Source organism: Streptomyces sp. TLI_185 (assembly GCF_003814765.1).
Taxonomy (GTDB): domain Bacteria; phylum Actinomycetota; class Actinomycetes; order Streptomycetales; family Streptomycetaceae; genus Streptomyces.
On sequence record NZ_RKRB01000001.1, the window covers coordinates 10204020 to 10229977 of the forward strand.

The 25958-nt window shown below is 69.1% G+C and carries 19 protein-coding genes and 2 pseudogenes; 10 read left to right on the top strand and 11 right to left on the bottom strand.

Translation table 11 applies throughout. The features are described 5' to 3' along the window. Positions 1–236: 236 nt before the first annotated feature. Complete coding sequence (locus tag EDD92_RS46965) at positions 237–7799, bottom strand: type I polyketide synthase (protein WP_123969975.1); 7563 nt, start codon at positions 7797–7799, stop codon at positions 237–239. A 257-nt stretch (positions 7800–8056) separates the two neighbouring features. Between EDD92_RS46965 and EDD92_RS46970 the strand changes: the two genes are divergently transcribed. From EDD92_RS46970 to EDD92_RS46995, 6 genes are all read left to right on the top strand, one after another. Beyond that, positions 8057–9199, top strand: coding sequence for an SDR family oxidoreductase (locus EDD92_RS46970; RefSeq protein ID WP_260327228.1), 1143 nt, complete (start codon positions 8057–8059; stop codon positions 9197–9199). 200 nt (positions 9200–9399) lie between these two features. After that, a complete protein-coding gene (locus tag EDD92_RS46975) occupies positions 9400–10296 on the top strand; it encodes a class I SAM-dependent methyltransferase (protein WP_260327229.1) in 897 nt (298 codons plus the stop codon). A gap of 289 nt (positions 10297–10585) precedes the next feature. Beyond that, complete coding sequence (locus EDD92_RS46980) at positions 10586–11101, top strand: DUF6230 family protein (protein ID WP_123969976.1); 516 nt, start codon at positions 10586–10588, stop codon at positions 11099–11101. Continuing rightward, positions 11098–11451: a DUF6114 domain-containing protein gene (locus EDD92_RS46985; protein ID WP_260327230.1), complete on the top strand. Its 354-nt coding sequence runs from the start codon at positions 11098–11100 to the stop codon at positions 11449–11451. The genes EDD92_RS46980 and EDD92_RS46985 overlap by 4 nt, the downstream gene beginning before the upstream one ends. 719 nt (positions 11452–12170) lie before the next feature. Continuing rightward, a complete protein-coding gene (locus tag EDD92_RS46990) occupies positions 12171–12365 on the top strand; it encodes a hypothetical protein (protein WP_123969978.1) in 195 nt (64 codons plus the stop codon). A gap of 42 nt (positions 12366–12407) precedes the next feature. Continuing rightward, positions 12408–13277, top strand: a complete 870-nt coding sequence (locus EDD92_RS46995; protein ID WP_123969979.1) for a transposase — start codon at positions 12408–12410, stop codon at positions 13275–13277. On the opposite strand, the gene EDD92_RS47000 is transcribed toward EDD92_RS46995, so the two are convergent. From EDD92_RS47000 to EDD92_RS47015, 4 genes and pseudogenes are all read right to left on the bottom strand, one after another. Further along, positions 13270–15513 (bottom strand): NACHT domain-containing protein, encoded by a 2244-nt coding sequence (locus tag EDD92_RS47000; RefSeq protein ID WP_185124350.1) that lies wholly within the window; start codon positions 15511–15513, stop codon positions 13270–13272. The genes EDD92_RS46995 and EDD92_RS47000 overlap by 8 nt on opposite strands. A gap of 491 nt (positions 15514–16004) precedes the next feature. Further along, on the bottom strand, positions 16005–16280 hold the full coding sequence (locus EDD92_RS47005) for a hypothetical protein (protein ID WP_311736807.1): 276 nt from the start codon (positions 16278–16280) through the stop codon (positions 16005–16007). Positions 16281–16300: 20 nt separating this feature from the next. Beyond that, positions 16301–17740, bottom strand: a pseudogene (locus EDD92_RS47010) (NF041680 family putative transposase). A gap of 360 nt (positions 17741–18100) precedes the next feature. Beyond that, positions 18101–19006: a tetratricopeptide repeat protein gene (locus tag EDD92_RS47015; RefSeq protein ID WP_123969981.1), complete on the bottom strand. Its 906-nt coding sequence runs from the start codon at positions 19004–19006 to the stop codon at positions 18101–18103. Positions 19007–19162: 156 nt separating this feature from the next. On the opposite strand from EDD92_RS47015, the pseudogene EDD92_RS47020 reads away from it, so the two are divergent. Next, a pseudogene (locus EDD92_RS47020) lies at positions 19163–19759 on the top strand (transposase family protein); the annotation flags it as partial. A 438-nt stretch (positions 19760–20197) separates the two neighbouring features. Here EDD92_RS47020 and EDD92_RS51855 read toward each other — a convergent pair. Further along, entirely contained in the window at positions 20198–20392 is a 195-nt protein-coding gene (locus tag EDD92_RS51855; protein WP_260327231.1) for a hypothetical protein, read from the bottom strand. 269 nt (positions 20393–20661) lie between these two features. After that, positions 20662–20784 carry a hypothetical protein gene (locus tag EDD92_RS51860; protein WP_260327232.1) on the bottom strand — a complete coding sequence of 41 codons (123 nt, stop codon included), beginning with the start codon at positions 20782–20784 and terminating at the stop codon, positions 20662–20664. 356 nt (positions 20785–21140) lie between these two features. Here EDD92_RS51860 and EDD92_RS47035 point away from each other — a divergent pair, with 356 nt between their 5' ends. After that, a complete protein-coding gene (locus tag EDD92_RS47035) occupies positions 21141–21539 on the top strand; it encodes an antibiotic biosynthesis monooxygenase (protein ID WP_123969982.1) in 399 nt (132 codons plus the stop codon). On the opposite strand, the gene EDD92_RS50300 is transcribed toward EDD92_RS47035, so the two are convergent. Continuing rightward, positions 21536–21685, bottom strand: a complete 150-nt coding sequence (locus EDD92_RS50300; RefSeq protein ID WP_185124351.1) for a hypothetical protein — start codon at positions 21683–21685, stop codon at positions 21536–21538. The genes EDD92_RS47035 and EDD92_RS50300 overlap by 4 nt on opposite strands. A 134-nt stretch (positions 21686–21819) precedes the next feature. After that, entirely contained in the window at positions 21820–22380 is a 561-nt protein-coding gene (locus tag EDD92_RS47040; RefSeq protein ID WP_123969983.1) for a hypothetical protein, read from the bottom strand. Positions 22381–22688: 308 nt separating this feature from the next. Here EDD92_RS47040 and EDD92_RS47045 point away from each other — a divergent pair, with 308 nt between their 5' ends. Both EDD92_RS47045 and EDD92_RS47050 read left to right on the top strand, forming a co-directional pair. Continuing rightward, on the top strand, positions 22689–23162 hold the full coding sequence (locus EDD92_RS47045) for a nuclear transport factor 2 family protein (protein WP_123969984.1): 474 nt from the start codon (positions 22689–22691) through the stop codon (positions 23160–23162). Between the two features lie 25 nt (positions 23163–23187). Next, positions 23188–23736 carry a TetR/AcrR family transcriptional regulator gene (locus EDD92_RS47050; protein ID WP_123969985.1) on the top strand — a complete coding sequence of 183 codons (549 nt, stop codon included), beginning with the start codon at positions 23188–23190 and terminating at the stop codon, positions 23734–23736. A 253-nt stretch (positions 23737–23989) separates the two neighbouring features. Here the strand turns inward: EDD92_RS47050 and EDD92_RS51865 are convergent, their stop codons facing one another. Together EDD92_RS51865 and EDD92_RS47060 are read right to left on the bottom strand one after the other, a co-directional pair. Next, positions 23990–24256: an MFS transporter gene (locus tag EDD92_RS51865; protein ID WP_260327233.1), complete on the bottom strand. Its 267-nt coding sequence runs from the start codon at positions 24254–24256 to the stop codon at positions 23990–23992. A gap of 285 nt (positions 24257–24541) precedes the next feature. Next, on the bottom strand, positions 24542–25933 hold the full coding sequence (locus tag EDD92_RS47060) for an amidohydrolase family protein (RefSeq protein ID WP_123969986.1): 1392 nt from the start codon (positions 25931–25933) through the stop codon (positions 24542–24544). Positions 25934–25958 lie beyond the last annotated feature (25 nt).

Genomic DNA, 25958 nt, shown 5'->3' on the forward strand with positions numbered 1-25958 from the left:
CTGGATCTGGGGCAGACCCGCACCACCCACCAGGCACGTACGCCGCCGCTATGTGTACCTCCTTTGAGGAATCCAGCACTAGGGAGGATCTGGGGAGTACGGACGGTCTTGGGGAGCACGCGGGGGAGCGCCGGGCAGGCGCGGAGTGGCCCACGTCTGGCGCAGCGTGCCAATATCTCCCCCGGCGCAGTGCTCCGGAGAGAGCGGCGCGGAGGAGACAGTGGTCGCTGCTTGGATCAGTTGGTGGACGCGGTGGCCCTTTCACTGTCGGGACTGTCCGCCTGGTGCGGAATGGCGGGTTGGGGAGCGGGGTGCTCGGCTGTGTGGAGTCCGAGACGCAGATACACCGTCTGGGCGACGTCTGCGAGGGTGCCGGTGCTGCTGCGCAGCAGTTCCATGGGAGGGATGTCGACGCTGAAGCGCTCGTTGAGAGTGACCAGGAGTTCGGTGGCCATCAGGGAGTCCAGCCCGTAGCTGTCCAGACGGCGGTGGGGGTCGAACTGGTCGCTGTCCATCTGCAGAATGTCCGCCAGGACAGTGGCGAGACTGTCGGTCAGGTATGCGATGGCTTCCTCTGCCGGCGTCTGAGCCAGCGTGCGCATCAGTTCCTCTCTGTCGAAGCCGCCGTCGGTGTTCTTCGGCACCAGCGCGCTCAGCCGTGGTGTGCTCATGGAGGAACCCAGCACTTTCCCGGCCCGGCCCCAGTTGAAGCGCGCGACGCCGGCGACCTCGGTGTCGGTGCCCAGTAGCGATGCGGCCGAAGCGAACGCCTCCTGTGAGGTGAGCGGTTCGAGGCCGATGGCGGCCAGGGTCTGCTGCATGGCGCTGCGGGCCACGTATCCGGTGTCCCCGATGGCTCCCCAAGCGATGGCCATGCCCGCCAGTCCCTCCTGGCGGCGGCGGCGAACGAGGGCCTCAAGGTAGGTGTTGCCGGCCGCGTAAGCCGTTTGCTTGAGATTGCCCATGGTCGCGGCTTCTGACGAGTACATCAGGAACAGGTCGCAGTCACGGTCCCGTAGGAGCAGGTCCAGGACGGCCGCGCCGGTGATCTTGGGGGCCAGGACCGCGGTGATCCGGTCTCCGTCCAGTTCGTTGAGCAGGGCGTCGTCCAGGTGCATGGCGCAGTGCACAGCTCCACGCAGCGGGTACCCGGTGGCGTCGATGCGGGCGGTGATGTCCCGCATCGCCTCGAGATGGGTGACGTCCGCCGCATAGGCCGTGGCCGTCACTCCGCGGGTGGTGAGTGCGGCCAGGACATCGTCGGCCTCGGGCGCCTCGGTGCCGCGGCGGCTGACCAGGGCCACGTGGCGGGCGCCGAGGTCGGCGAGCCACTGAGCGGTGGCCCCACCGAATCCGCCGGTACCACCGGTGACCAAGTAGGTGGCCGTCCGGTCCAGTTGGAAGGGCGGCCGGATCGGTTCCACCAAGGGCGGCTCGTCCAGGGGGTCGAAGGCGACGACGACCTTGCCGATGTGGCGTGAGTGCTGCATGAGCCGGAACGCCTCATCGACACGTGCGGCGGGGTACACGGTGTGCAGCAGGGGACGGAACCGGTTGCGCTTGATCTCTTCGCTGACACCAGCCAGGCTCGCCTGGGCTTGTTGTTCGTCCTGCAGCACCTTGGTGAGGTCGACGCCGAAGAAGGCGATGTTGTTGGCGAACGGGCGCAGCAGCAGCGGCTTGTTCTCGTAGATGTCCCGTTTGCCGAGCTCGATGAACCTGCCGCCCGGCCGCAGCAGTTCCAGGCTGCGGCTGATGGCCTCGCCGGCGAGCGAGTTGAGGACGATGTCGACGCCGCGCCCTTCGGTGATTTCCTGCACCTGGACGGCGAAGTCCAGGGTGCGGGAGTCCAGCACGTGCCGCACTCCCAGTCCACGCAGCAGATCGCGCTTGAGGCCGCTCCCGGCCGTGGCGATGACGTGGGCCCCGTGTGCGTGCGCGTATTGGATCGCCGCGAGGCCGACGCCGCCCGCGGCGCCGTGCACGAGGATGGTCTCACCGGGCTGCAGGCGGGCAAGCTGTCCGAGGCTGTAGTGCACGGTGATGAAGGCGACCGGCATGGTGGCCGCTGCGGCGAAGCTCATGTCGTCGGGCAGCGGCCAGATCGCGCGGGAGTTGGTCACCGTATGGGAAGCGAGCGAGGCAGGCGCCATCCCCGCCACGCGGTCACCGGGCGATACATGGGTCACGCCCTCGCCGCAGGCGACCACGACGCCGGCGCACTCCAGTCCGCAGCCCTTTGCCGACAGTGTGCCCTCGACGGCCTCTTCGGGCAGCAGGCCGACGCTTTGCATCAGGTCGCGGTAGTTCAGCGCGGCGGAGCGCACTTCGAGCAGGACCTCGCCGGGGCCTGGCTGCGGCATCTCCTGCTGCTGCCAGGCAAGCCGGTAGGAGAGGCCGGGGTTGTGCACCTGGAGGGTGTACGGGACGGTGCCGTCGGCGGACCGGGCCGCGGGCCGATGGCGTTCGCGGGGGACGAAACGGTCCGCGGCGGTCAGCAGGACCTCGTCCTCAATAGTGGGGTCAAGCAGTTCCTCGGCGAGCCGGCCGGCGTCACTCGCGGTGTCCGTGGTGCGCTCCAGGCCGATGCGGCGACTGATCAGCTCGGGGACTTCGTTGACCAGGCTGCGGGTCATGCCCCAGAGGGCGGCGTCCAGTTCCTGGGGGGTGCCGGGGGCGGGCATGGTGCCGCAGGGGCGGCTCACCAGCCACAGTTCCGGCGGTGTGCCCTGTGGTGCTGTGCCGGCCGCGGTCATCAAGGACCGCACGGCTTCGGCGCGCTGACTGGCCAAAGCGGTCAGTTGTTCCGGTGCTTGATCCGTTACCTCGCCGAGAATCAGGACGACGGCGCGGCGTTCGGTGCCAGGGGCGGTGTGAGCCTGGGAGAGAACGTCCCTCCAGGCGTCATCGTGGTCGCTCATCTCTACGACGCAGGCGGTGCCACCGGCTTGGGTGAGCGCAGTGCTGACAGCCTCGGCCAGTTCCCGCTCGGCGGCAGACTCGATCGCCAGCACAACGGCACTGCCGTTGGCCTGGCGTCGCGCGGGGACCGGCTGCTCGGCTGGTGGCCGGGACGGGGCCGCGGCGAGCAGGGCGGAGAATCCGTCGCGCACGGGGCCGGTGCCGTACCCGGTCTGGAGAACGTCACCGTAGCCGCAGCGGCGCAGCAGGTCGGGCCACTCGTCACGGGGCAACAGGAGCGAGCGGGGACGCAGTTCGGTGTCGGTGTTGCCGTAGAAGCTGTCCAGGAAGCCGAAGTAGGGCAGCAGGGTCTGCGGGTCGTGCACTTCGGTGGCCAGCAGCTGTCCGCCGGGCGCCAGCAGGGTTGCCACGTTACCCAGGGCGTCCGCCAGGTCGGGGGCGGTGTGCAGGGATGTTCCGGCGACGACGACGTCGAAGCTGTGCGGGGTGAAGCCTTGGCCGACCGGGTCCTGGGAGAGGTCGAAAGTGCGGTAGTCGACGAAGTCGTAGGAGGCCAGTCGGCTTTGCGCACGAGAGAAGAAGAAGGCGGAGATGTCGCTGAAGCAGTAGCGGGTGCGCTCGGGTGGCAGCAGGGGCAGCAGGGCCGCCGCCGTGGCCCCTGTTCCGGCTCCCACCTCAAGGACCCGCAGCGAACGTCCTTGGGGCCACTGGGCGACGATCTCGCGGGTGAGGGCCTGTACGACACGGTTGTGGAACCGCGAGACAGGCAGGAGATCGTAGAAGTGCTCCAACGCCTGTGCGGTGTGGTCGTCCACCAGCAATTCGAGAGGGTCTGCCTCACCGCGCAGGAGTGCATCGAACCTGGCGATGTGACGGACGGCGATGCTGAGAGCGGCGTTTTGGTCGGGGGAGCTGGCGGCAGCGTGACGAATCAGGTGGTCCGTGGAGCGGTCGGCTGCTGTCAGCCGCCACCGTCCGGGGCCTTCTGCTCCGATCAGGCCCATTTCTTCCATGTCGGGCAGGATGAGTGCCAGCATCCGCGTGTGCTTTTCCAGCATCCCGCCCGCCACCAGATCATCCGCGGTGAAGGGGACGTCCGGATCGGCCAGCATGGCGGCGAAGACTGAGGCTGCCCGGCGGGCGGTCACCTCACGCAGCACAGCCATCGCAGGGCCGCAGTGGTCCGGCAGTTGTTCCCGCAGTTGAGCGATCCGGTGTGCGGCTGCTTGGCCGATGCGTTGCGGGGAGGGCAGCGGGGAAGGGGCGGCCGGGCTGTCGAGGCGCGGTGCGGCCTTCAGCTCTGTCTGGTGGACGGTGAGCGGTGTGCGGCCGGTTGCCGTGACGCGGTGTAGCCGGCAGCCGTCCATCTGTGCGGTGACGTGTCCGTCGTCGTCGGTGAGGGTGATGTCCCAGCACACTTCGTGATCGCTTCGGCTGCGTTCGCGTACACGGATGGCGCCGGTGGGGGTGGGCTCGTCCCAGACCCGGATGGCGCCGATCGCTGCGGGCAGGAACGCGGCTTGGTCGGCTGCCAGGTCCTGCAGCAGCGGGGCGCCGGCCTGGAGTGCGCCGTCGAGGAGGGCGGGGTGAACGGTGTACGGCTGTCCTGGCGTGGCGTGGTGGTAGTGGGCGAGGACTTCGCCTTCGCCGACGTTCAGGCCGGTCAGTACCTGGAACGTCGGCCCGTAGGTGAGGCCGGCGGTGGCGCAGGCGGTGTAGTGCTCTTCGCCGGTGAGGTGACGTGGGCAGTGGGCTGCCAGCAGTTTCAGATCCAGTGCTGCCGGCCGGGGGTGCAGCAGCGCGCGGACCCGGGCCTGGACGTGGGTGCGCGGTTCCGGGGTGCTGGTGGTGGTGCTGGTGATGGTCAGCGCGCCGCTGTCGGGCTGCAGGGCTGTCTGAACGCTGACGGTGGGGGCTTCGGACCAGGGCACGACGAGGGCCGTCTGGATGTCCAGGTGCTCGACCTCGGCGGGTTTGCCGAGCGCCTGGCGGCCGGCGGCGAGTGCCATCTCCGCGTAGCCGGTGGCCGGCATGACGACGGAGCCGACGACGCGGTGGTCGGTGAGCCAGGGAACCAGTCCCGGCTCGACGGTGCCTTCCCACACCGGGTGTGGTGCGCTGATACGCGAGCCCAGCAGCGGGTGCACGAGGGCACCCTGCCCGTACCAGGCGTCCGGGTCGCCGTTCCAGTGCCGTTCGCGCTGCCACGGGTAGGCGGGCAGCGTGGTGACGCGTCCAGGCTTGGGGAAATACCGGTCCCAGTCGGTGTCGGCCCCTGCTGCGATCAGCGCGGCCGGCACGGCGGTCAGTGTCCGGCGGCCGTCCGTGTCCCTGCGCAGGGTGGCAATGGTGGTCGCTTTCCCGCCCGGCTGTGCGGTGGCGGTGCGGCGGAGATACGTCCGCAGCACGGGGTGGGGACCGATTTCGACGAAGATGTCGCCGCCGTCGTCGGCGGCCCGTTCGACCGCGGCAGCGAACTGGACCGGCCGGCGCACGTTGTGCCACCAGTACTCGGCGTTCAAAGCGCTGCCCGGCAGCCGTCCGCCGGTCACGGTGGAATACAGTGCGACGTCGCCGTCGCGGGGCTTGAGACCGTTCAGAGCCGCGGCGAGCGGTTCACGCTGGCCGTCCATGGCACGGCTGTGGAAGGCGTAGTCGAGTTCCAGGTCCCGGAAGAAGACACCACGCTCGGCGAGACGGGCACCGAGCGCCGCCAGGGCGTCGGCGTCGCCGGCGACGGTGACATCCTTGGGACTGTTGACGGCGGCGATCTCCAGCACCTCACCGCAGGCCGCGATCTCGTTCGCCGCCTGCTCTGGAGCGAGGCCGACGGCGGCCATGCGGCCCAGGCCTGCCGTCGCGGCCTGCACCCGGCTGCGTTCCGTGATCACCTGCGCGGCCTGGGCGAGGGTCAGGGCTCCGGCCGTGTGGGCGGCGGCCACCTCGCCCACGCTGTGGCCCAGAACCATCGCCGGCGTGATGCCCCGCTCACGCAGCATGGCCACGATGCCCAGCTGCACGGCGAACAGCAGCGGCTGCGCAACCTCAGTGGCCTCGAGCCGCCAGTCGTCGGCGGGCCGGCCGAGCTCTTCGATGACTGACCACCCCAGCCGGGGGGCGAGCTCGGTGTCCGCCTCCTCCACGGCCGTGCGGAAGACCGGTTCCTGGAGCAGGTCGGTGCCCATCCCGGCCCACTGTGAGCCGTTGCCGCAGAAGACGAAGGTGACGTGGCCGCAGCGCGCCGCCTCGGCCACGGCCGCGGACACCTGCGAAGCCGCAGTGCCGTCCGCGTCGGCCTCGGGGGTGTCCTCGCCCGCTTTTTCGGCGAGCGCGGCAAAGCCCTGTGCGGCCTCCTTCGGCGAGCGGGCCAGGACGGTGGCCCGGTGCTCGTGCAGGCCGCGGCGCCGGCAGGAGGTGTAGGCCAGGTCGTAGAACTCCTCCTCACTTGCGTGGGCCAGCCGTTGGGCCATGGCGGCCGCGGCAGCTGACACGGCCTGCGGAGTACGGCCGCTGGCCATCAGGGGCAGTCCCTCAGGTGGCGGCGCGGGCACGGCACACGCGGTGCTCGGCGGTGCGGCGGTGAGAGCGACATGGGCGTTGGAGCCGCCGAATCCGAAGGAGTTGACGCCCACGACAGGCCGGGCGACCGCGGGCAGCTGCTGTGGCTGGGCGGTAAGGCTCAGGCCGAGCCCGGTGAAGTCGATGTCCGGGTGCGGGGTTTCAGCGTGCAACGAGGCAGGAGCGATGCCATGCCGCAGCACCAACAGCGCCTTGCACAGACCCGCCATGCCCGAAGCCGGCTCCAGGTGACCGACGTTGGTCTTGACAGAGCCGATGGGCAGCGCGCCGGTGATCCGGCGGACCCCGAGAGCGCGGCCGATGGCCTGGGCCTCCAGCGGATCGCCGACCGGTGTGCCGGTGCCGTGGGCCTCGAAGTAGACCACTTCGTCCGGATCGATGCCGGCGTCGGCGTAGACGCCGCGCAGCAACTCCTCCTGTGCCTCGGCGCTGGGCAGGGCGAGCCCCATCGTGTGCCCGTCGCTGTTGCTGCCGCTGCCCAGGATCACGCCGAGCACCCGGTCCCCGTCGGCGAGGGCATCCGGCAGCCGCTTGAGGACGACCATGCCACCGCCCTCGGCGCGGACGAACCCGTCGGCGTCCGCGGAGAACGCCGCGCAGTGTCCGCGCTTCGACAGCATCGACGCCTGGGAGAACCCCACATAGTGGTAGGGGCTGAGCAGGAGGTTGGCGCCGCCGCACAGCGCCGCCCGGCTGGTGCCGTCCCACAGCGTGCGGCACGCACGGTCCAGGGCCACGAGTGAGGACGAACAGGCGGTGTCCACCGCCATGCTGGGACCGCGCAGGTCGAAGGCGTGCGACAGGCGGTTGGCCGCGATGGACGATGCCGCGCCCGACATCGTGTACGGGTTGACCGTGTGCAGCGACAGCATCTGCATCATCCCGTAGGAGGCGTCAGAGATGCCGACGTACACGGCTGTGTCGCTGCCGGCGAGCCGGGCGGGAGCAAGAGCCGCGTCGTCCAGGGCCTCGGCGGCCAGCTCAAGCAGCAGCCGGTGCTGCGGATCCATCTGCCCGGCTTCCTTCGGCGAGATGCCGAAGTAGCCGGCGTCGAAGCCCGCAACGTCGTCGAGGAAACCGCCCGCCGCGGTGTAACTCCGGCCGGTACGGGCCATGTCGGTGGTCACGAACCGGCGGGCGTCGAACCGGTCCGCCGGAGCCTCGTCGATCGCGTCGCGCCCTTCGAGCAGGGCGCCCCACAGCGCGTCGAGGCCGTGGATGCCGCCGGGGAGGCGACATGAGACACCGATGATGGCGATGCCCCGGTCCAGGGCGTCGGGTGCCGGGTGCTGCGTCATGCGCGGCCTTTCACTGTGCGGACAAGAGAGCAACGGACCGTAACCATCCGGGAGATGGGCACGTGCACGTGGTCACAGCGGTTCGCCGTATTCCCGGCACCGAAAGCAGCCGGACGAGTGGTCAACGCCCGTCGTGCCACCGGCCGCTCGTACGAGTGATCATGCGGAAATTGCACCGCACCACCGCCCGTGACCAGCGGCAACCGCGTACCGTCTCCTCCCGCCCCCACCCCTTCCTCAGGAGACCCCTTTTGTCCGTGCTGCTCACTGGCGCGACCGGATTCCTCGGCTGCCGCCTCCTGCGCGAACTGCTAGCCCACGGCGAAGAGGACATCGCCGTCCTGGGCCGCGGCACTCCGGAGAAGCTGCGTGACCGTGTCGAAGCCGCAGTGCAGTGGCTGGACGCTCCGCCGCTCCCTCACAGCGCACTCACCGCCGTCCGCTATGTCACCGGCGACCTGACCCGGCCGGGCCTCGGCCTCAGCCCACTGGAGCGAGCCCGGATCACGGACGGACTGACCGCGCTGTGGCACTGCGCGGCCCTGCTCAAGATGGCGAGCGACCCGGCACCGCTGCACCACGCGAACGTCATCGGCACCCGCCGCGTTCTGGAACTCGCCGACGAGGCACCTGACGCCCGTCTGCTGCACGTGAGCACCGCTTACGTAGCGGGGCGGCGCGCCACGGGAATCATCAGGGAAGACGACCTTGTGGACACGGCCGGATTCCAGGTCCCGTACGAGGAATCGAAGTACACGGCCGAGCGGCTGGTACACGCCTGGACGTACCGCAACGAACGCGACGTGACGGTGTTCCGCCCCAGCCTCCTGGTCACCGACAGGCCCATCCCCGAAGATCTGCCCGCCCAGCCGGCCGACTTCCTTCTCCGCCCCTTGGAGCGCCACCTGCGCAGCTGGGCGAAGCGGTCCTCGCCGGTACAGGCGCTGCTGCACCGGCCACCCGGCGAAGCCGGTCACCGGGCGTCAGATCTGCACTTCCGCGTCGAGGGCGATCCGCAGGGCAGCCTCAACATGCTCCAGGCCGACTACGCGGCGCACGCCATGGTGCGGGCCGCATCGGGCGCCGGGCCGACGACGGGCGTGCAGACCCTGCACGTCACCCACCCCCACAACGTGTCGTTCGCCACTGCCGCCGCAGCCCTGCAGACCCGCTTCCCCGGACTGACCGTGTCCATGGCCGAGCGACTGTCCCGCCCGACATCGCTGGAGCGCCTCGTCGCCCAGCACGGCGCTCCCCTGCTGCCCTACATCACCCACCGCCGCACCTACGACCGGACCAACTTCATCGCCGCACTCGACGGCCTCCCCGACCCCGCCCCCGTCGACCACGCCTACCTGACCCGGGCCTTCTCCTGCGCCGAAGCCCTGGTGGCCGGGTGAGCCGTCGCCCGGGTCAGCCGTGGTGACTCACCCGGGTGCGCAGAGCGCTGCACGAACCCGTATCACCTCGCCGCGCGGCACAGGGCCCGACACCCGTACAAGCACCCGCCGCACGAGACGCGCGGTCTGCCTGAGCCGACTGCAGACAGATGCCGTCAGCACCGTGTTACCGCCCTTGGCCTGTAAGAGAGGCACACCCAGTGGTACAAAACCTCGCCGATGCCTATAACGACACCAGCATCCTGTTCCGCTTCCTCCGCCATCTGGGCTGGGGCGACCTGGTCAACATCGGCTACTTCACCCTGCCCACGCTGCCCGCGGCCTTGGGCGGGCTGGCTCCGTTCCAACGGACTCTCGCGCGCAAGTCGCTTGCGCTGCTGGACACATCGCCCGGGCATGTCGTCCTGGACGCCGCCTGCGGACGCGGCCACACCACGGCGTGCCTGGCCGACAACGCCTGCCAGGCACTCGGCGTCGACATCCAACCCCAGCAGATCGAACTGGCCCGCGAACGCTTCGGCAACCGGCCCCGTGTCTCCTTCGCCGTCGCCGACGTGACCCGCCTACCCGAAGAGGCCGCAGGCGTGAACCTCACTGCGGGCAGCATCGACCGCGTCCACTGCCTGGAAGCCGCCTTCCACTTCGGACCGGCCGGCCGCCGTGCCTTCCTCGCCGAAAGCTACCGGGTGCTGCGCCCCGGTGGCCGGCTTGTACTGGTGGACCTCACCTGGCCCGACACAGCACCGCAGACGCTCGCCGAGCTGGACCCGCACAGGCTGGTGCGCGACACGTGGCAGTTCGAGGACTTCGACACTCCGAAGACCTACGTTGCGTACGCCACCGCCGCCGGATTCGACGTCTCCGCAGTGCTGGACTGGACCCGTCCGGTCGTTCACCGATCCACTCAACTCCTCCGCCTGGCCAGCCGCCTTGCATCCTCGCGCGGCGGCCGCCGCGCGCTGCGCCTGTGGTGGCCCGGCCTGGCAGTACTCACCCACCAGGACTGGCAGAACCTCACTGCCGTCCTCCGAGCCCACCAGACACTGGGGCGAACAGCCGGCTACCACGCCCTGGTCTGCGACAAACCAGACCATTGAGCACCCGCACCACACTGCGCCCCGACTCGACTGTGACAGGGCCTACGCCCTCCGGCCCGGCCCCAACTCCGGTAGGCACCCCGGCATCGCTCTGCGACCGCGTCCTGAAAGAGCTGAAGCCCTAGTGGCAACACGGCACATGGCCGCCCTGGCATCGAAGGGACACACATCCATGAAGCGGTTCGGACTGCGGCGGTCCCGCGCGGCGCCCAGCAGACAGCGTAAGAGCCGAACGGACTGGCCGCGATTCACCCTCGCGTTCCTCACGGCCGCCGCGCTGGCGTCCGGGATGATAGCCACTACCACGGCCACCGCGATTCCCGTCTCCATCGCCGTCGCCAGCAACCCGTTCACCGTCACCGCGCGGAAGCTCACCGCCACCGGCGCCACCCAGTTCGCCTCCTTCCGCCAGGACATCGGCGGCCACGACCACCCGGTGGCCGTCGTCGGCATCCGTGATGCCGAGATCAGCGGCCTGTGCCAGTCCGCCGTGGCACACACCCCCTTGGGTTCCGCCACCGTCATCGTCCGCTCCGACGCAGAGCAGCCGGTACGGGCCCAGGACATGGTCCTCGACCTCGCCGAGGTCACCGGCGACATGACCTTCCAGTCAGTGGAAATGGGACGGGACGCATCCACCCTGAAAAGCTCCGGCGTCACCGGACCCGCAAGCACCTACGGACAGCAGGCGCGCACCCTGACCATCACCGGCATGCGACTGAAAGCCTGGTCACTGACAGCCGGACTGTTCTCGCTCTCCGACGCCACCCTGTCCATCAAACGGGGGGAACAGCCATGCCCATGACCCGCCCCCCACGCCCCGTCGCCGCCAGCCTCCTCCTAGGCTGCGCCGGCCTGGAACTCGCCGCGTTCCCTCTCTTGCGCCCTGCCCTGCTCGGCGTCCAGGGCCTCAGCGGTACGGCCGCCCTGCTACTGGCGGCCGCCCTCATCGGCTGCGCCTGGCAGCTGTGGACACGGCCGGCCACCGCCGCCCGGACGGGCGCTGCCGCCGTACTGCTCGGCCTGCTCTCCTATCCGCTGGCCAACCTCGGCGGATTCCTCATCGGCATGCTGCTCGCGCTGACCGGCGGGTCTCTGGCCCTTGCATGGCGGACCACGGAAGATGACACTCCGTCGGCGCTGAACCGTGACTGAACCGCCGGCGTTGCGCCCAGTGGCCCTGCTGCTGATCGCCACCTGCCTCCTTGGGCACCCCACCGGCCCGACGAGCGCCGCCCAGGGGATATCACAGACCATCACCATGTCACCGTCAGGCCGTCCTGAGCTGCCCTCCTCCTGCACGGTCGAAGCCCTTCCCCGAGCAGCACCGCGAGGGTCGGCCGTCCTGAATGCTGCCCGCATCATGCAGGAGTGTCTGGGCGCCGCCGGCTTGCATCCCCGCGGCTCGGGCGGAACCCAGCTGCAGGCTCGCACCCTCACCGTCACCGGCCTCTCCTGCGCACTGCCCACGCTCGGCAAGGGCGTATGCCGCGCTGAACGGGTAACGCTCGAGGACGTACAGATCGGCAATCCCAGGCCCCCAGGTCAGGCCGGTACCTGCATCCGCGCGCGCCGCCTGACGCTTTCAGGTGACGTCCGCTTCCGCGCGGAACTGATCAGCGGCCGCGTATTCGGGCTGCTCCCGCTGACCCTGTCCACGGCCACCGTGCCACCAGTTCCCGTTCCATTCCTACATCTGACAGGCGTTCACGCCTCTGGACTATCGACACTAGCCAGCCATGCCACCACCCAGCAGACGAAGATTGCGCCCAGCGCAGCAACGGCCGACTGCCCGGCCACCCGCCCCACGCCGCCGTCCCACTCTCCCCCCACGTGATCGCCAGGCCCGAGACCAGCATCCCTCTGAGGCTCCCGTGATCGAGGACGGAAACAACTTGCACTTGTTGCACCTCACCAACCGAGGCGCGGCGGGATCCGAGCTATTCGGAGAGTTCCAGTATCCGACTGCACCATTGCGCGCGATCAAGGAGGCGGTGCCAGAGGCCACCGAGGTGGCCGACCGCTGGCACATGCTGCAAAACCTGTCCGCCGCGATCGAGAAGACCTGACACCAACACCGCGCCTGCCTGCACAAATGCGCCCTGGACGACGTGGACGCACCCGCGCCGCCGACCGCGCCACCCAACGCCCTGCTGCCACTGACGCCGCTGCTCGACAACATCCCCGCCACCCCGCTCATACAGCGGGTCAGCGAACGGTATGCGGAGATCCACCGATTACGAGAGGCGACGTGGACGATCAGCGCCATCGCCCGCCGGTTCGGACTGGACCGCAAAACCGTCCGCCGCTACCTGACCACCGATCTTGAGGTGCTGATCGCCTCGGCCCGCGACCGCCGCCCCCGTCAACTCGACCCCTACCGGCCTCACCTGCAACAACGGTTCACTGACGGCTGCACCAACGCCGCCCAGCTCTACCGCGAGATCCACGAGCCCGGCTACCGCGGCAACCATCAGGCCGTCCGCCTCTACATCCGCACCATGCGCGGCGGCACCGCCGCGGCAGAGCCTCCCCGTCCCATCCCCACACCACGCAAGATCACCTCATGGATCATGAGACCGCGCGACGGACTCAGCCGTGGGGAACAAGACCAGCTCGACGAGGTGCGCATCGCCTGCCCGGACATCGCCACCGCCTGTGACCTGGCACGCGTCTTCACCGGCCTGGTCCGCGACCGGCGAGGGCACCTCCTCGCCGACTGGGTCCGCGAGGCCGAGACCAACGGGCCCGGACCCGTGCGGGGCTTCGCCGGATTCCTCCGCCAGGACTGGGACGCCGTCCTCGCCGGCATGACACTCGACTACAGCTCCGGCCTCGTCGAAGGCCACGTCAACCGTTTAAGACGATCAATCGGCAGATGTACGGCCGAGGCTCCTTCAGACTCCTCCCCACCCGCGCTCGGCTCGTCCTTCAGACCTGCTCTTGTCCCCCCCGCGACTTTAGTGGTACCAGCTACGTGACCTGTCGCCCCTCTGCGTCGTCTGGACGTGTCGCTGGGGACGGGGCCGACAGCGGCGGGGTTTCGGTGTGCCGGGCGAGGCGGCGTTGCAGGTCGATGTGGCGGAACTGGTGGATGGGGCCGACCTGCCGCAGGACACCCCGCACTTGGTGAGCGTCAGTGAGGAACGACATGAGGTGGCGAGGCAGGGCTCCCTGATGCCGGGCGGAGAGGTAGAGACGGCTCAGGGTGAAATCGCCCCAGGCGGTGCGGTGAATAGCGGCGGCCAGACCGAGGACGAGTCCGCTCCAGAAGCCGAGGCTGCAGCCGAACACAGTACTCTCGATCAACGTGCTGACGGGATCCGCGTCGCGTAGGTCACCGTTCAGATACCCCAGCAGGGTGCCCAGGAGGAGTCCGGCCAGGAGGCCGAGGAGGGCGCCGGTGCGTACGAAACCCCACCAAGCCCTGCGGTCCTGCCGGAGCAGTTCCTGTGGACTCGTGACCGAGGAGAGGTCGGCTGGGGCCGCGCTCCATGCCGTGACCAGCCAGCAGACAAGTCCGGCCACGGCACCCCAGCCGACGCCGGCCACCCGGTCGAGGAGGAAGTCGAGTGCCGTGCCGACGAGGAGGGCGGTCCCGAGCCCCAGCAAGAGGGAGCTGCGGTTCCACGACCAGTGGCCCCGTACTGCGGGGGTGTTTCGTTCTCGCAGCCGGAACGCGTGGCTGAGCAGCCATCCCGCGGGCAAGTAGGCGGCCAATAGGACCAACATCCAGAGCGGGTACCCCAGCAGGCCACCGCCCCAGCTCGCGAGGAAGAGCGTGATACCAGGCGCGGAGCAGAACAGCGCCAGCAGGTCCCCGAGCCTGCCTCCGGCAAAGAGGCCCAGAAGGGCAACGCCGATGCCCAGGAGCGTCAGCAGGAACATCGCCGCGCCGAGGACCGCGCCCGACAGCAACCGTCGTGCGGTCTTGGGCACCGCCAGCCGCAGCTGCCACCAGGCGAGGTCGGCTCCGCCGTGCAGGTCGTGCTCCAAGTGCCGGGCCAGGAAAGTGAGCGTCTGCTGGGCCTGGGCGCTGGTCCATCGCACCTGATGGCCGGGAAGGGGGCGGTAGGCGGCGGGGACGAAGCCGTCGAAGAGCCGGGCGCGGATGGCTGCGGCGGTGGGGAAGCGGGTGGTGTCGCACAGTTCGGCCGGGTCGGGTAACGCCGTGAGGCGTTCGCCGGGGCGCGGGTTGTAGATCGTTCGGGCCAGGAACAGCGTCAGAGGCGTCTGCAGGGACTGGGCGATGGGGGTATCGGTGGGCAGGAGGTCGAGCACGGGCCGCCACCGCTCGGCGGAAGGCGTGCCTTCTCCGCCGGCGTCGCGGAGCAGGTAGGCGGCCGCCTCCTCGGGGGCCACGGTGTCGAGTTCGATGCCGGCTGCCCCGGTGAGGCGCACGGGGACGCCTGCGTTGGCGGGCGGATCGACGGCGGTCCGGTACTCGGCGGTGCGGCTGGTCAGGACGAGGGGGGTTCCCGGAGGCAGGGTGCGGTTCACGGCGTCCAGGGCCACCGCTCGGGTGTGCGCGGGAAGTTCGTCCAATCCGTCGAGGAGGGGAATGATCAGGTGCTGGTCCAGCAGGGCGCGGGCGCGCGACGTGACCTGCCCGGGTCCGCTTGCGGCCGGAGCGGGTGAGGCAAGGCCTGGGTAGTCGGTGGCGAGACGTTCGGCCAGCCATGCGTCGAGTTCCCGGCTGTCGGGGTCCCAGGAGGCCAGCGGGAAGATGACCGGGACCGGTGAGCCCGCCTCCCGCGACTGGAGCAGGCCCAGCAGGAGGCGTACGAGCAGCATCGTCTTGCCCGCGCCCGGCTCACCGAGGATCAGCAGGCGTCTGCCCGGTACGCGGGTGGTGAAGACCTCGACGATCTCGCCGTCGCTGCCGGCCAGGCCCTCTGGGCCGCTGGCCCAGGCGGGCGGCAGTGCGGCGCAGTCGGCGGGCGCCCCGATGGACGTACGCACGAGAATGGCCCAGCGTTCCACCAGGTCGGCGCGGGCGGACCGCCAAGGGACCGGCAGTGCGTACGGTTCATCGAGGCGCCGGACTCTAGCCTCAGCCTGCCACTGGGTGCGCACCGCCAACGCCAGTTCGTCGGTCATGGCCGTCAGGCCGAGGCTGTCGGCGTGTTCTCGCCGGTCGGCCCGGTAGCCGAGCCACGAAATGTACAGCGACGCCACACCGACGACGAGGCCCACGGCGGTGCCGACGACTCCCAACAGGTGTTCTGCGCTCGCTCCACCGCCCTGGTGAGACGACTTCGCGAAGATCAGTCCAACGGCAGCGACAGCTCCCGCAGCCAGGGCCCATGCTCTGTAGTGTCCGCGCCTGCTGTTGCCGCCGACACGTGCGTCCCCCGTTCGCATGGGCATGAGGATGCCTTATCGCGCAGCAGGGCGACAGGCCGAAGTCGGACGGGTGGACAGCCAGCGCACGCCTCTTGGCACATCGACAGCTGCGGGTGTGCGCCGTCGGCGACAGGCTCGAAAATCCGGGGGAGAGCCCCTGAAAGGCGGCTCGTGAGCGCAAGCCTTCAACGCCGCCGGCCCCTGTGTCCAGTCCGACCTCCACGCCCGATACAGCTCCTCCGCCTTCTCGCAACGCCGGGTCTCGGGGTGTGCTGTATCGAGGTCGGGCTTGCACTGGGCGCATTGCAGGCAGTGGTCGGCAAGGGCAGTGAACGCCTCCTCCGCCCGGCTCAGTTGCATGGTCACGCCCAACTCCCTTCGGCGCTTGCCTGTGCCGGGGCAGCGGCGTGAATCAGCTGGCGGAGGGCGCCGTAGTAGACCTCGTGGTCGACCACGGCGGTCAGGACCGCGGACAGGTGGCCTGTCAGCTCCGGGAATTCCTCGGGATCGAGGGCGCCCAGTGCCTGGCGGGTGGCGGCCTGGGCGGCCTTTGGGTCGCGGTGGTCGACGAAGCTCGCGCTGCCGAGCGTGAGCAGGTAGAGCCTGCGGTAGGTGACGATCGCCGCCTCGGGCGTCATGCCGGCCCTAAGCTTGGCGTTTATGCCGCTTTGCTGCTTGTGATGGCTGTCGTGCGGTTTGGTTTGTCCTGTTTCCCGACGGGGTGCTCGCGTGCACGGTGTTTGTTCTTCATGCCGGTTGGCCGGCCGGGGCCTGCGGTGCTGGGTTTCGGTGCGCTGGCCGGCTGAGGGGTTTTCCCGTGGAGGCGGCGAAATCCTCGACGGACACGCGCGAGTGTGAGACGCCCTTGGCGCGCGGGCCGCTCCCAGGGCTTGCGGAGATCTTCTGCGAGGGGCCGGGCAAGGCGGAGTTGGGTGTGGGCGGCAATGACGAGCCAGGTCCAGCGGTCGGCGGCGGCCGGCTCGCGAAGCTTGGGAGCGGTCCACCCCAGCGTTTGCTTGAACATCCTGAAGGTGTGCTCAAGATCGAACCTGCGCAGGAACGCCTGCCAGAGCCGGTCCACATCCCCGGCAGAAGCGGCGGTGGCCGACCACCACAGCCAGATGGGCCTGGGGCTGCGGTCGCCACGGAGATTGTCGACCTGAAGACGGATGACGGTGCCTTCGATGACCGGCAGTTCTCCTTCGGGGTGGTCGGCCCAGGCCGAGCGCCGGACCAGCAGCGGGTGCAGGCGGTCCCAGGCAGTGGCGACGGCCTTCCCGTAGTGGCTGGTGTCGGTCACCGTGGTAACGGACGGGACCGGCTGAGTGGCCGCAGCCTCGAACGCGAACTCCGCCCCGCGCTTGGGCTTGCGCCCGCGTTTCCCCGTCGGTTGCGGCGGGGGCGGGAAGTACAGGACGCGGTCCGAACGCATCCGGCCCAGCAGCTCAACGGGCAGGTCCGCGAGCAGGAAAGCCAGGCGGGTCACGTCGTAGCCGGCGTCGACGACCACCAGGACGGGTGGGTCACCGATCTGCCACTGGCCTGCGACATACAACCGCTGGAACACCTCCCGGACCTGGGCGGCGGTGACGGCGATCGCGTCGTCTCACGGACACAGCCGGACCACGTCCAGCATGGCAGTCCACGACGTCCGTCCCGGCTCCAGAGCAGCAATGAAGGAGTAGGGCCACCCGGGGATCATCTGGGCCGAGCCCCTGCCTCGACCATAGGTGTGACAGAACAGCCGGTCCGGGCTGGTATTCGCATCCGGCTGCAGCCAGTTGCTGACATCGACTGCCAGGACCAGCCGCCCTTCTGCCGTCCGTGGAAGCGGCAGCCCCGCCAGTGCCCTGCGTAGCCGGGGGAGATCCAGATGCCCGCGGTTCAGCCCGCCGTACAACGCACCATGACCACGCTGATGCTCAGGTGCCAGGGACAGTTCGACCAACGTCCTCACCGGGCCGTCTGCGCACAGCAGGGCGTCACTCAGCTCGAACAGGGCGTCGGGCCTCTGGGTCAGGCAGGCGTATAACTCCGTCCGGAAGCATGACAGTTCGGCAAACGCATCCCGCGGGACATCCCGCTGCAGCAGACTCATTGCTACGGCCTTCGTACTGGTCAAGTGCCTCTGTGACGGAGCACAGGATCAGGCGAAGGCCGTTCTCACGTCAGGCACTCGGCCCAAAATGTCGGCAAGTTCGAGGCCATGTTCGACCACAGTCGATAAACGCCAAGCTAAGACTTGTCCCGTAACTGATCTGCGACTGCAGCAGGTGGATCCCCTGCACTGGGGAGCTCCGAGCCATGCGGCCGAGAGTGGGTTGTGCAGCCGGGCGACGCCAAGCGTTAAGGCGTGGACGCCGTCGCCCTTGCCGTGGCAGTCGCGCCGCAACTCAGGCTCCGGTCGCGCTGCTGGGCACTTGCTGGCTGGCGCTGCTGCTCGCGGAGGAGCGGAGCCTCAGCGGTTCTGAAAGCGCCGGGCCGCAGCCACGAGTTCGGCAGGCAGCGCGGGGCCAGCACACGCGTGATCAATCAGCAGGTCCCGGTACGAGTCGTTCGGCAGATTCGGCGCCAGTTCGATGAGCTCGTTCAGATCGGCACGCGAGCCGGTCAGTCGTGCACGGTAGGCAGCCCCGGCCGCGCGAAGTGAGAGCTCAGTCGGCTCGTACCTCATCCCCTGATCGATCAGCCGGACCGCAGAGGTGAAGTCGCCCTGCTCAGCACGCACATCGGCCAGGTCCAGGTAGAGCGACCAGTTGGCCGGTTCCAGGGCCAAAGCGCGCTCGAACGCCGCCACGGTCTGCTGAAGATCACCCAGCTTGCGCCACGTGCCCGCTCGCACAACCTCCGTCAGCATGATCCGTTCAACGGAGTCTGCCTGGTCGCAGAGGGCAAAGGACGCATCGGTGACACCGCATGCCCGCAGCAAGATCGCCATCTTGGCCAACGCCTCCGGCAACGGCTGGCGGGCAGAGATCACGTCGACGGCTTCGAACCAGGGCCGAAGACGTTCCCGCATGCTTTCGGTGTCCAGATCATGGCCATAGTCCATCGTCCGCATTGCGGCCTCGGCCAGCGCATCAGCACTCACCACGCCGAGAAATCGTTCATCGCTGAACCAGGGAGCTTTGGCCCAGGCGATGTCGGGTCGCACACCCGTGACCGATCCGATCGCCAGCGCCGCGCCGTCCATGTCGCCCTTAAGGAAGCTGATGTACGACTGCGCCAGTACCGTCCTCAACGAGTCGGCACCCTGAACGACCTCGGCCAGCTCCGACGGCTTGTCCCTCCACAACTCGGCAAGAACCGTATAGGGCTCGGGGTTCTCAGGTGCGGAGGTGATGGCATCCGCCAGATAGTGCACGGCTGCTGATGGGCTGCCCCCGCAGTGCGCCATCACCCGCGCAAGACCTACTCCAGCTGCTACCGCCCGATTCGACATCGTCCGAGGGTATCTCTGGGCCCGAACTCTGTCGGTCGTCCCCCCATGGCTCGCTGGAGACGATGCCATGATCTTGTCGTGACAGGAGTGATTGCGGCGTCGGAACCTTCATGGATAGCGCCATTCACCGGGTTGAGCCCGCGGCAGTTCCGCAAGCTGATCACCGCGCTGCAGCGTGAGGGCGCGGACCCAGTCCGCAAGGGCCGGCCCTGGGGGCTGCCGTTCGAGGACCGGGTTCTGTTGGTCGCCACGTACTGGCGCACGAACCTGACACTGCGGCAGCTCGCCCCGCTGTTCGGGGTCTCAAAGTCTGGGGCCGACCGCATCATCGGGCATCTCGGTCCCCTGCTCGCCCTCCGGCCGCGCAAGCGGTTCCGCAAGGATGCCGTGCTCATTGTGGACGGCACCCTGGTGCCCACCCGCGACCACACGGTCGCCGAGCAGTCCAAGAATTACCGGTACTCCACCAACCACCAGGTCGTCATCGACGCCGACAGTCGTCTGGTCGTCGTGGTCGGCCGGCCGCTGCCCGGCAACCGCGCCGACTGCAAGGCATGGGAGGAATCCGGAGTTAAGGCCGCCGTCGGCCGCACCATGACGATCGCGGACGGCGGCTACCCGGGCACCAGCCTCGTGATGCCCCACCGGCGCCGAAAGGGCGAGGAACTCCCGGACTGAGGCGTGGATCGAATGTGCTGGTCACAGCCCTCGTAGTGAACCGCTAATTTGTCATACCGCATGGTTACGGCCCGGTGTCTTTTGAGGCGGTTAATACCGCACTCGACCGCGTGCCGCTCGCGGTAGTCAATCGGGTCGAACTTCGGCGGCCGACCGCCAAGCGAGCCATGTTTCTTTAAGGAACTTCCCAATGACGCTCGTCAAGCCGTGGTGGGGATCGGGGGACGGAGTTCGTAGGAGGTGTCGTCGCGGATCATGGCCCAGCGAGGCGCATCCTCCCCCGGTCGTGACCTGCATCAATCAGCCCACAGCACCGCCCCCATTGCCAGAGGTCGGCTCCGCCGCGCCCGCTGGGATCCATGGTCAGAGGTCTTCATGCAGGCCCGACAGAGCCCGCTCAGTCGGAGAGCCGTCTTCGCCCGGCTCCATGACCGCCTAGCCGGCGTTTACGCCCGACACGCTTACATCGCCGCTGGCGTCCAACTCGTTGAGCGTCGCGAACACCGCCTCGTAGGCCACGGCTCGGACCAGGCGAACAAGGTTCTCGCGGTCCGTTCCGGCGGCTAGGAGGTGTTGCGCGGTGGGCAGTTGGTCGAGCAGGGCCTGGCTCGGTCCAGCCGTCGATCGCACGGTGCCACAGGCTGCGCAGGAGGACGAATCGCGCGAGCTGAGGAAGGTCTTCCATGACCTCCGACCTGATCAGGTCGACGAGGTCGGTCACGCCGAGGGCGCTGTACTGGGCACACAGCCACTCGGCGGCACCGTTCCGCGGCACGTCCAGGCTGTTCAGCCATTCCTGCCATGCCAGTTAAGGATCACTCACCGCAACAGCATGCCTTACGGCCGACAGACGAGGTGCTCGGCGCATCTGTCTCTGCTGGCGCACCAGACGCTGTGGTTCACGAAAGTGCGGACAGGGCCGCATTCTGGAATCCCATCAGATGCTCCAACTCGGTCGGCGGCCAGGCCAGCGTCATCAGGTAGCGGTCCAGCCGCAGCACCGTGCCGTGCGCCTTGTTCACCACAGGGACGTCAGCCCGGCCCCCGGCGCCGTCCGCTTCACGAACGCGGCCAGCAGGGCATTGCGCAGCCCCGGAGCCATACGTAAACGCGAGAAGTCATAGTCCCTTCGGTCCTCACCGTCCTGTCTGAAGCAGCGCACCACGAGGGACGCCTCGTTCCCGACCAACAGGCCGCACCGTGTCCTCGGGCCGTGACCAGGCAGCGACGCCTTGCGCCCGCGAAGACTCACCGGGCGCCGGCCCGGAGCAGGCAGCGGCGCGGAGCGGTGCTGAAGGGTCAAGAGTTGGATCCCTTGTGGATCCCTTTCGGCAAGGAGGGTGGACGAGGGGTCGGGCCCGGGACGATCGTGAACGACATGAGCGATCAACGCGTTGTACCTGTCGCGGCCCATGAGCCGCCCTACTACGCCGTCGTCTTCACCTCCCTGCGCACCGAGGCGGACGGCGGATACGGCGAGACCGCCCAGCGCATGGGCGAGCTGGTGAAGGAGGTTCCCGGGTTCCTCGGCGAGGACTCCGCCCGCACGCCCGGCGGGCTCTCCGTCACCGTCGCCTACTTCCGGGATCTGGCCGGGATCGAGGAATGGCGCAACCACACCGAGCACCGGGCCGCCAAGGCGTACGGGCGGGAGCACTGGTACGAGCGGTACTCCCTGCACATCGCCAAGGTCGAGCACAGCCACGGCTTCGAGCGGGGCGGCGCAGGACCGAAGGGAGCGAAGCGGACGAGGTCCGCAGGTTCCGGAAGCGGCTAGGGCTGCCCGGGCTCGCCTGGATTCTCGACGAAGCCGACGTCGTGCACCGCGCCGTCGACCGGGCCGAGGTGAGTGCCCGCGCGGCCGCGGTACGAGATGCCCTCGACCACGTCGTCCAGCACGCCGCACAGCGAGTTCGCTGACACCGAGTTGCTTCCCAAGCGTAAGGCGGTCCCCGTCTTCGACTCCCGTCTCGGGCCGAGCATGAAGACGCGCGGTCTCGCGATGCCCGCTCAGCTACGCGGGAAGAAGTAGTCGAGGAGAGCAACGAGGGTCGCGATCACGTGGCGATGAGCCCGACCACCGTCATGACGAACGCTGTGCCTCCAGGCCCCCCGCCGCTAGTCGGCCGGTGGTTCTGGCTACTGTGCGCAACCGTTCTCAGCAGCCACTTGGGGTTATTGATCAGCATGGTCTGCGTCACGTTCTTGTCCACCTCGTACAGGACGAACCACATGACGATCGCCGCGAAGCCAACGTAACCACCCATGCCTTCGCGGTCGTAGATGGCACAGAACGATGCCGTGACGAGGAGCGCCACCTGAAGGCGATCCAGCCACTTCGCGAGGCGGGCATTGAAGAAGTGCGCCTTCTTGAACACCTTGACGATCCGGCCGGCAATTCCCCGCTCCCACGACTCGGAGCCCCCGGATATGTAGGCCCTGACGAAGGGATGCAGGCCGAAGGGCCGCCAGGTGGAGGCCGTTCTGCCGATTTCGATGATGACCTGCGGCTCGCCGGCTTCGACCGGCCCTTGCTCGATCACGAGATCCGTGATGACCCGGGTGCTTGCCATGTCGTCCAGGCCGAGGAGGACGCCCACGTCGTCGATGCCGTCCAACCCATCCTCCCGAGCGGGGTTCGTGCGGTGCTGGCCAGGGCTTCGGCGTCGTTTGCGTGCATCCACGTCATGCAGACCTGCCGCCCGCAAGCGGCCGGGCATTGCACCAGGCCAGGCGGTAGTCGGACCTCTCATCGGCGTCTCCAACGGCGCCTCTCGGGCCCGGTGGCACCACCCCCCATAACGGGGGCTGGACGCCGTTATGTACGTGGGCCGGGCCTGACCCCCTGGCGGTACCTCCTTTCCGGCTGCCTGTAGCGGCTGCCGGCGTGTTAGGTTATAGGTCGACCACTAACGTAGGAGTGAAGATGACAGTCAAGGAAGACGACGCCGCTCGCCGCGCCGCTGCCCGCCACGCTCTGGCCGAGCACCTGCGCCTGACCGCCGCGGGCCGCGTCGAGGAATGGGTGGAGCTGTTCGCCCCGGACGCGGTGCTGGAGTTCCCGTACGCGCCGGCCGGTGTGCCTCAGCGGGTGACCGGACGAGACGCGCTGGTCGCGCACATGAGCAGTTTTCCCGAGACCTTCGACGTGGAGTTCGTCGACCTGGTCTTCCACGACACGGTCGATCCGGGTCTGGTGATCGCCGAGTTCCGCTCGAAGGGCACGGCGCTGCCGACCGGCAAGCCGTACGAGCAGACCTGCATCTCCGTCGTGCGCACCGATGACAACGGGCGCATCACCCACTACCTGGACTACTGGAACCCGCTGGTGGCGATCGAGGCGCTCACCCCCGACGACGTGCCGTCCGACTCCGACCTCAGTGTGACGTTTGGGCGCTGAGCGGAGCCGTGTTTGACTGACGCCCATGCCTGCCGCCGGTACCAGCACAAAGAGCGACGAACGCCGTCGGGCCATCGTGGCCGCCGCGGTCGAGTGCTTCGCTCAAAAGGGTTTCTACGGTACGACGACGCACGAGATCGCCGACTGGGTCGGCGTCTCGCAGCCATACCTGTATCGCCTGTACCCGAACAAGGAAGCGCTGTTCGCGGCGGTGGTCGACCACGTGTCCGTCGTGATGACCGACACGCTGGTCGCTCACTCGCCGGCGCCGGGTGCGGCCGGGCCGGGACCCGAGGCGGCGTTGGATGCCGCACGCGACGCCTACGCGGCGCTCGTCGCGGACCGGAACATCCTGCGTTTCCTCATGCACGCGAACTGTGCCGTCGGCGAGCCGCTGGTGGCACAGGCCGTGCGCCGGTGCTACGCCAAGCAGGTCGACACCGTCCGCCAACTGCTGGGCGACGACGACGCCGTGCGGCGCTGGTTCGGCGCGGGAATGCTCGACAACGTGGTCGCCGTGCTGGGCCTGGCCGACATCGACGAGCCGTGGGCGCACGTCCTCGCCAATCAATGAGCCGCCCTTGGGTGATGCGCCGCCGCTTGGCATGGCGATTGCAGGTGTGAGGCGGCGGCCTGCTGGCCGCGCGAGGGACTCATGCCAGCGCTGGCCGTGATCGTGCTCGTCTCCGCGGTCAAGCTCGTCCGTCACGGCTGAGTCGGTGGCCAGTGCCTGGAGCGACACACCGCCGACAGAACCGGGCCTGCGGGCCAGCGTCCGGCCGAAGCCGTTCACCACAGGCCGGGCAATACCGGACAGGCGCCGGCCGTCACCATCGGCCACCCCACCAGGCGAGGAAGGTCGCGGCGGTCGGTCCGTGCAGGCTGCGCAGGGCGATGGCGGTGGGGAGGTTGGGGGCGGCGCTGACCGCGGCGGTGGCCGCCGTGGCGGTCACGAGTCCTGCGGTGATCACGGCGCGTGGTCCGTAGCGGTCGGAGAGCGGGCCGGCGAGGAGGAAGCCGGCGGCGTAGGAGAAGCCGAACGCGGTCGCCGTCCAGATGGCCTGCCCGGGTGTGGTGCCGAGCGCGGGGGCCATGGGTGTAGCAGCGCCAGGACGGTGTGCATCTGGCCGGCCATCAGGACGCCGAGCGCGGTCAGCAGGAAGGTGGTCGGGGCGGCCGGGGCCCAGCGGGGCGGTTGGTCGGGCGTGCTGCTCTTGGCTGCGGCCTGGGGGGTTGTGGTGGGGTGGGACATGGAAACTCCAGAAGGGGCGTCTGGTGGCGGCCCCGTGTGTGCGCGACGCGATCGGCCGATGGCGCCGCCGGGGCAGTAGGTCACCCGGCCGGCGTGTGGCTGGCCGGGGGACGGTGAAGGGGGATGCTCAGGCAGCCGGGGTGTTCAGCACGTACTCGCGCGAGGCGTTGACCTCGCGGCGCAGGGCGGACAGGTCGACGTCCAGGACGTGGCCGTTCCACTTGCGGGGCTCGCCGTTGATGAGGACGGCGCTGATGTTGCGGGCGTCGGAGCCCAGTACGACGGTGCCGATCGGGTCGTTGAGCGGCATGTTGTTGAGGTCCTCGGCCTGGATGACCAGCAGGTCGGCCTTCTTGGCCGGTGTGAGTGTGCCGGTGACGGCGGCCAGGCCGTTGGTGTGGGCGCCCTGGAGGGTGGCGAAGTCCAGGACGTCGTGGGTGGTGATGCGGTGGGGCTGCTGGTCGGTGCCGTAGGCGGCGTTGACGGCGCGCATCCGCTGGATGGCGTGCAGGGCCCGCATCTGCGTGAACATGTCGCTGGCCAGGGCGACTTCGACGTCGATGCTCAGTCCGGGGCGGATGCCGACGGACAGGGCCTCGTCGACGGCGGGGATCGCGGTCTCCAGGCCGATCTGGGCGTCGGAGGTGGGGGCGAGCGCCACGGTGGTGCCGGTCTCTCCCATCGCCTTCCAGGCCTCGGGGGTCAGTCCGGTGGCGTGGATGAGGGTGACGTCGGGGCTGAGGATGCCGTCCTTGGCCCAGCGCAGGATCGCCTCGGAGGAGGAGGTTCCGAAGACGGCGTCCACGCTCACTCCGATGCCCAAGTCCTTTGCGACGCGTGCGAGTTCGGGACCGTAGGCGAGCGCCGGTCCGGCGATCTCGTCAGTGGCGAGCGTCGCCAGGCGCAGGGTCAGCAGCTGGTCGTCGCTGCTGAAGTACCGGTCCTTGACGCGGGTCAGGTCGCCGGGCCACTGCCGGTCCCACTCGCCGAAGTGCGGGCCCATGGAAGCGTGCACGCCTCGGATGCCGGTGTCGCGGAGGGCCTCGATGGCGGCGTCGGAGTGCTCTGGGGTGCGGGAGTTGTGGGAGAAGTCGAGCATGGTCGTGATGCCGCTGTCGATCGCGGTGAGGGCGGCCAGCCGGGTGCCGATGTACATGTCCTCGGGCCGGTAGACCGTGGCGTAGCCGGCCAGGGTGGCCATGACGTAGCCGCCGAGGTCGTCGACGTCCGGCATGATCCGGCGCAGCTGGGCCTCCCAGGCATGCCGGTGGGTGTCGACGAAGCCGGGACTGATGATGGTGCCGGTGGCGTCGACGACCACGGCGTCGCCCGCGCTGAGGTCGGGGCCGACGGCGGTGATGGTGTCGCCCTCGACGAGGAGGTCACCGCGCTCGATGACACCGAGGCCGGGGTCCATGGTGACGATGGTCGCGCCGGTGAACAGGATGCGCCGTCCTTCTGCGGGGCGGCACCGGAGCTTTTCGAGGACGGCTGCGCTGGTGGTGTCGTTGACGTTCATGTGAGGTCTTCTTTCCGTACGGCGG